Source organism: Sphaerisporangium sp. NPDC051017 (assembly GCF_040683095.1).
Taxonomy (GTDB): domain Bacteria; phylum Actinomycetota; class Actinomycetes; order Streptosporangiales; family Streptosporangiaceae; genus Sphaerisporangium.
In genome coordinates, this window is sequence record NZ_JBFBCI010000017.1 from 125,314 (window position 1) to 131,313 (window position 6,000).

General features: G+C 67.1%; 6 protein-coding genes. 1 reads left to right on the top strand and 5 read right to left on the bottom strand.

Features of this window, described 5'->3' with window-relative positions; translation table 11 throughout:
- Window positions 1–401: 401 nt before the first annotated feature.
- The 3 genes from AB0M95_RS16795 to AB0M95_RS16805 all read right to left on the bottom strand — a co-directional run bounded on the left by AB0M95_RS16795 (window position 402) and on the right by AB0M95_RS16805 (window position 3,213).
- Window positions 402–1,061, bottom strand: a complete 660-nt coding sequence (locus tag AB0M95_RS16795) for a hypothetical protein (protein WP_363764847.1) — start codon at window positions 1,059–1,061, stop codon at window positions 402–404.
- Between the two features lie 81 nt (window positions 1,062–1,142).
- The gene (locus AB0M95_RS16800) at window positions 1,143–1,730 is read right to left on the bottom strand and encodes a DUF6542 domain-containing protein (RefSeq protein ID WP_363764849.1); all 588 of its coding nucleotides are present in this window, start codon (window positions 1,728–1,730) and stop codon (window positions 1,143–1,145) included.
- A gap of 52 nt (window positions 1,731–1,782) precedes the next feature.
- Window positions 1,783–3,213, bottom strand: a complete 1,431-nt coding sequence (locus AB0M95_RS16805; protein ID WP_363764852.1) for a DNA recombination protein RmuC — start codon at window positions 3,211–3,213, stop codon at window positions 1,783–1,785.
- Between the two features lie 72 nt (window positions 3,214–3,285).
- Here AB0M95_RS16805 and ychF point away from each other — a divergent pair, with 72 nt between their 5' ends.
- Window positions 3,286–4,362, top strand: a complete 1,077-nt coding sequence (ychF, locus tag AB0M95_RS16810; protein ID WP_363764855.1) for a redox-regulated ATPase YchF — start codon at window positions 3,286–3,288, stop codon at window positions 4,360–4,362.
- Window positions 4,363–4,709: 347 nt separating this feature from the next.
- Here the strand turns inward: ychF and AB0M95_RS16815 are convergent, their stop codons facing one another.
- Complete coding sequence (locus AB0M95_RS16815) at window positions 4,710–5,390, bottom strand: M15 family metallopeptidase (RefSeq protein ID WP_363764858.1); 681 nt, start codon at window positions 5,388–5,390, stop codon at window positions 4,710–4,712.
- 17 nt (window positions 5,391–5,407) lie between these two features.
- Window positions 5,408–5,779, bottom strand: a complete 372-nt coding sequence (locus AB0M95_RS16820) for a hypothetical protein (protein WP_363764861.1) — start codon at window positions 5,777–5,779, stop codon at window positions 5,408–5,410.
- Window positions 5,780–6,000: the final 221 nt, after the last annotated feature.

Here is a 6,000-nt window from a genome sequence, read left to right on the forward strand (position 1 = left end):
TTCGAGGCGCGGCGGTGTTCTGGAGGAGGAGGGAGGAAGGGGTGAGGAACGAGCCCCTTCCGAGTGACGACGGAAGAACACCGCCTCCGGGGCGCCTCGAACCGCCGTGCCGGAGGCGCGGCCATAGGCACAGCCCCCGAAGCCACTGCCTGCCGCCGTCCCTGGAACGCGCTGATCTCCGCCGTCCCTGGACGGGCTGACTGCCGCCGTCCCTCGAACGGGGTTGACCGCCGCCATCCCGGGGCGGGTTGATCTCCGCCGTCCCTCCGAACGGGGCTTACCTCCGCTGTCCCTGGAGGTGTTGACTTCCGACGTCCCCGGACCTGGTACTCCCGCTGGGTTCGGGGGACGACAAGCCGGGCGACATTTCCGACTTTTTCCGGAATCGTGGCTGATCCGCGTCACGTCGTGTCGATGATCACGTCCGCGCGGTCGCGTACGCGGTCGGCGGTGAAGTACGCCTCCTCCTGCCGCGCCCACCGATCCCAGTGCGGAGCGTACGCCGCGCCGTCCTCGGGACGGCCGAGCGCACGGGACTTCCTGATCGCGGGCGGCGCCTCCACCCAGATCAGCGACGACACGTACGGCCGCGCGGCGAGCGCCCCGGTGCCCACGCCCTCGACGATCACGACCTCCGACGGCGGCAGCTCGCGCCACTCGGCGTACGCCTCCAGCGCCCAGTCGTAGCGCCGCCAGCGCGCGGCCTTCCCGGCCGCGAGGGGACGCAGCACCCACTCCACGAGCCGTTCCACGCCGCCCAGCAGGCCGTCCCAACCGGGATACAGCGCATCCATGTGGACAAGTCCGGCGTCCAGCTCGGCGGCCAGCGCCCGGCCCAGCGTCGTCTTCCCCGCCCCGGACGGCCCGTCCAGGGCCACCACCCACGCCGGGCACGCCTCGCCCCGAGCCCGGCCCGCCTCGGCGCCTGTGCGGCCCGCCTCGGCCCGCGCCAGGCCCGTCCTGGCCCACGCACGCCCGGCGCGCAGCCCCGAGCCCAGCTCCGCGGACATGCGGGCGGCGGCGATCGTCCCGGGCTCAGGCACGCGCTCAGAGCCAGGCACGCGCTCACGCTCACGCGAGGACCCGGCGGACACCCCCGCGTCGGACCCTCGCCAGCCTTGCCGGACCTTCGACAGACCCCGTCAGTCCTTGGATTCCCTCGGCGAGCCGTACACGCGCGGCTCGAAATAGCCCTCCGGCTCGGGCGCGTAGACCGGCACGTCCCCAGGTTCGGCGGCCTGCCGTCCTCGGGCCCTCGTCCCCTTATCGGCGGGGTCTCCGGAGGCCTGCTTACCGGCCGGGCCGGTGGAGGACTGAGCGGCCCGGTTCGCCCGCAGCTCGGCGCGCAGCTCGACGACGTTGTCCGGCAGGCCGCGGAACCAGGCCACCCCGAGTACCAGCACCGAGCCCGCGAACAGCCAGGGAGCCCCCGCCGAAAGATCGGTGAAGAGGCCGACCCCGAGGGCCTGGATCAGCGAGGGCGCGCCGAACGTGCCGATCACGGCGCTGATCAGAGTGGCGACGAAGAACATCAGCGGAGGGGTGACGACGAGAGACAGCAGCTCACGCGGCTGCACGAGCAGCACCGCCGCCAGGCAGGCCACGCAGAAGACCAGCCCGACGATCATCGAGGACCCGGCCGCCTCGGCGACCAGCGTGCTCACGAATACGAGCGCGATCGCGCCCCGGGCGGTCAGCCTGACGCCCGGTCGCGCTCGCTCCTGTGTCACCACTGTCGCCCCTCCCGGCCTGGTCGGCGGCATCACGGCCGGCGGGTCGGCCCTACGACGAGTCTCGCGCCAACTTACCGTTCACACGAGGGCCCGGGTACGCGCTTGCCGTCTCTTCACCCGCTGGTGGCGGGCTCTCTGCCTCCCCAAGGACGTCCCCGGCGTCCTCCTGGGCGTGCTCGGCGTTCACCGGTTCGCCGACCGCGGCCTCGTCGTGCTCGTGAGGCTCCTCCTCCGCCACCAGTTCCGGCATCGCGGGCTGCCTCGGCATGTCCTCCACCAGCTCGGGCGCGGGCAGCGGGCCGTCCACGACGCCGAGATCGCTCAGCTTGCGGGCGCTCACCAGCACGCGCCCCTCCAGCGACCCGACGCTCTTGTTGTACGCCACCACGGCCCGGCTCAGCGCCTTGCCCACCGCGTCCACGTTCCGCCCGAGGACGCCCAGCCGCTCGTACAACTCCTTGCCCAGGTCGAACACCGCCCGCGCGTTCTCGCTCAGCGCCTGCTGCTGCCAGGCGTACTGCGCCGTGCGGAGCATGGTGATCAACGTGGTCGGGGTCGCGATGTGGACGCGCCGCGCCATCGCGTGCTCCAGCAGCCCCGGATCCCGCTCCAGCGCAGGCGACAGAAACGCCTCGCCGGGGACGAAAAGGACCACGAACTCGGGAGCCGGACTGAACGCCTGCCAGTACGCCTTGGAGGCCAGCCGGTCCACGTGGTCGCGCAGGTGGCGGGCGTGGGCGTCCAGGCGGGCGTCCTGCATCTCGGTCTCGCCCGCCTCGGCGGCCTCGAGGTAGGCGGCGAGCGACACCTTGGAGTCCACGACGATGTTCTTGCCGCCCGCGAGCCGGACGACCATGTCGGGCCGTACGACGCCGTCGGCGGTCGTGGCGCTCGCCTGCTCGTCGAAGTCGCAGAACCGGGCCATCCCGGCGATCTCGGCGACCCTGCGGAGTTGCAGTTCCCCCCACCGGCCCCGCGCCTCCGGCCGTCGCAGCGCCCGCACCAGCGCCGACGTCTGCGCCTTGAGCTGCTCGGAACTCTGCCGGACGAACTCCATCTGCTTGCCCAGCTCGGCACGGGCGACGCGGTGGCCCGTCTCGCTCTCGCGCAGCTGCTCCTGCACCTTGGCCAGGGTCTCGCGCAGCGGCGCCACGAGGTTCTCGACGGCCTGCCTGCGTTGATCCAGGTCACCGGCCGCGTCCGCCCGGGAGGCGGCGAGGCGGCTCTCGGCCAGCTCCAGGAAGCGCAGGTTGTTGACGTCCAGCGCCCGGTTCGACAGCGTCTGGAAGCGCTGGGTCATCTGCTCCTCGACGTAGGCGATCTTCTCCTCGGCGGCGACGGCCCGGGCCTCGGCCAGCGCGACCTTCGTCTCGGCCTGGGACGCCCGCGCGCCCGCGTGCGCCCGGCCCACGTAGAAGCCGATGACCAGCCCGGCAGCCAGTCCGACGGCCAGTTGGAAGGCGAGTGCCATCACGTCCATCTCCCGCATGATTCCAGTCCGCGCCTCCGCCCGTGTCCGCGAAGGGGCCGCGGCACCGTAAACTCGGCGAACGTGAGCCTGAGCATCGGCATCGTCGGCCTGCCCAACGTCGGCAAGTCCACGCTTTTCAACGCGCTGACCAAGAGCGGCAACGCGCTCGCGGCGAACTACCCGTTCGCCACGATCGAGCCCAACGTGGGCATCGTCGGCGTGCCCGACCCGCGGCTGGCGAAGCTGGCCGAGATCTACGGTTCGGTGCGCATCCTGCCGGCGAAGGTCGAGTTCGTCGACATCGCGGGCCTGGTCAGGGGCGCCTCGGAGGGGCAGGGGCGGGGCAACCAGTTCCTCGCCAACATCCGCGAGACGGACGCGATCTGTCAGGTCATCCGCGTCTTCAGCGACCCCGACGTCACGCACGTCGACGGAGAGATCTCGCCCCTGCGCGACATTGAGACGATCAACACCGAGCTGATCCTCGCCGACCTCCAGACGATCGAGAAGGCGCTGCCCCGGCTCACCAAAGAGGCGAAGACCAACAAAGACCGCAAGGGGACGCTGGAGGCCGCCGAGGCCGCGTCCAAGGTCCTCGACTCCGGTACCACGCTCTACGCCTCCGGCCTCGACCTCGCCGAGCTGCGCGAGCTCCACCTGCTGACGGCCAAGCCGTTCCTGTACGTCTTCAACCTCGACGCCGACGAGCTGATCGACGAGGACCTGCGCACCCGCCTGTCGCAGCTGGTCGCCCCGGCCGAGGCCGTCTTCCTGGACGCCAAGATCGAGTCCGAGCTGGTCGAGCTGCCGGACGACGAGGCGCTGGAGCTCCTGCAGTCCGTAGGCCAGCAGGAGTCGGGTCTGACCCAGCTCGCGCGCGTCGGTTTCGACACCCTGGGCCTGCAGACCTACCTGACGGCCGGTCCCAAGGAGACCCGCGCTTGGACGATCCGCAAGGGCGCCACCGCCCCCGAGGCCGCGGGCGTCATCCACACCGACTTCCAGCGTGGCTTCATCAAGGCCGAGGTCATCTCCTTCGACGACCTGATCGCCGCAGGCTCCATGACGGCGGCCCGCGCGGCCGGCAAGGCGAGAATCGAAGGCAAGGACTACGTGATGCGCGACGGCGACGTGGTGGAATTCCGCTTCAACGTCTAGCACCCAGAGCGGTATGTTCTGCGGTCGGAGTAAACCTTTAGCGCTCAATCGTCCAAGTCGGTCATATCAAACCCAGAAAGTATCCTGACGGTTACGAGTAACCGAGACGACCACCTAACGGATCTGACAGACACAAGCGGCCTGCATCGGCTTTGAACTGGGCCGACTCGTCCCTCGTAGCCACAGGCAACTCTCCCCTCCCTGGAACCGAATGATCTGGCATTAAACGGCCCATACTTCGAGCGAAGGCCCACTAGGGAGGTTAAGTACACTCCCATAGGGCGGGCCACAACATGTACGAGTAGAGTCCGGAGACGTACCCTTGGCCCGTCCGCTCGGACCACTACTCAGCTGCTCACCTTAAGATCTTGAATCACTCCGGCGCCTGCCCCAGGTGCGCTGTTCCAACCACGGATCTTGCTGGTGACTCTCCTCATTCGTTCATCGGTGGGTGGCACGCCAATCGCGAAGTGCGCCTCGTCGGGATAAGAGAAATTGCCTCCCCAGCTCACGACCCCCTCGCATTCGGCAAGAATATCATGGATAACGGCTACCTCGTGTGGATAAAATCCATTTCTGACACCAGGCGGGTAATGGCCAGGACGAATGTCGATTGCGGTACCAGACGCGTGGTTTAGTTCGTACCCTCTCCTTAAGCTGGCAGCCCTGAATCCGACTACATCACCTGGGCGCAGGGTGTCGATCTCGTAGTGAAATCTCCGAATAACATGGACCAAGACTATCTCGACCTCGCCTATCGCGACGTCGACATTGAATGCCGTTCCAGGTACAGGACGTGTCCACACGCTGCCTCCAGAATTAGCAGCCGTGTTGATAGACCACCCGTTCGGAGACTTCTTACCGGGCACAGTGTCGACTAGATCATGGTGCGGCGGGGGAGCGCTATCTTTACCTGCGCTCGCAAAAACAGGCTGCGCCAAGAGCGCGCCTGCGCCTGAAACGACAGCGATGCTGGCTGCAGATCGCAGGAACGCTCGGCGTGACGAGATCATGCTAGCACTTCCCATCTCAGAGAGTAGCCGAATTAGAACAAGCCCAAGGCATTGCCGATGTCGGGAAAGATCGCGAGTACAGTAAATGGGGCGAGCAACAAGATCGCGCTTGCCACCCAGTAGCACCGTCTATGCAGTTTCAATGCTCTCCAGAGCAAGAAATTTATCCCTGCCCATACTGCAATAAATGAACCAACCCCGGCAACCAGTAGGATCAGCCAAGGGTAAAACCCATCATTGTTGGTCGGATTCCGCTCGGTGACGCCCAAAGCGGCCAGCGGGTACTCAGAAAGAAAAATCCACAAAAAGCCTAGCGGGAATACTCCGATACACCCAAAGATCAGATTGACGACGGCCGGCGGGAGCCAGGCGATATACGGTTGCCGCACGGCCGTGCCACTCATAAGATTCCCTAGCTGTTCCTGAGAGGTGCATGATATTTCTCGAATACTCTGTACAAACCAAGGAGTTGATGGCCGTACTGTTCGGCAGCGGGCCCAGTGCCATTGAATCGTGCGAGAACCCTACGAGTGGGCGGTCTCAAGCGGTGGAAGCAAGTTCGGAGAGCATCTCGACGAACACTTCGGCTGGCGTTCTGTACCCAAGTATACGCCGCGGACGCGTA

Coding starts and splice junctions, on each gene's coding strand:
- AB0M95_RS16805 (WP_363764852.1), bottom strand. CDS start 3,213: ATGGACGTGATGGCACTCGCCTTCCAACTGGCCGTCGGACTGGCTGCC.
- AB0M95_RS16815 (WP_363764858.1), bottom strand. CDS start 5,390: ATGGGAAGTGCTAGCATGATCTCGTCACGCCGAGCGTTCCTGCGATCT.
- AB0M95_RS16820 (WP_363764861.1), bottom strand. CDS start 5,779: ATGAGTGGCACGGCCGTGCGGCAACCGTATATCGCCTGGCTCCCGCCG.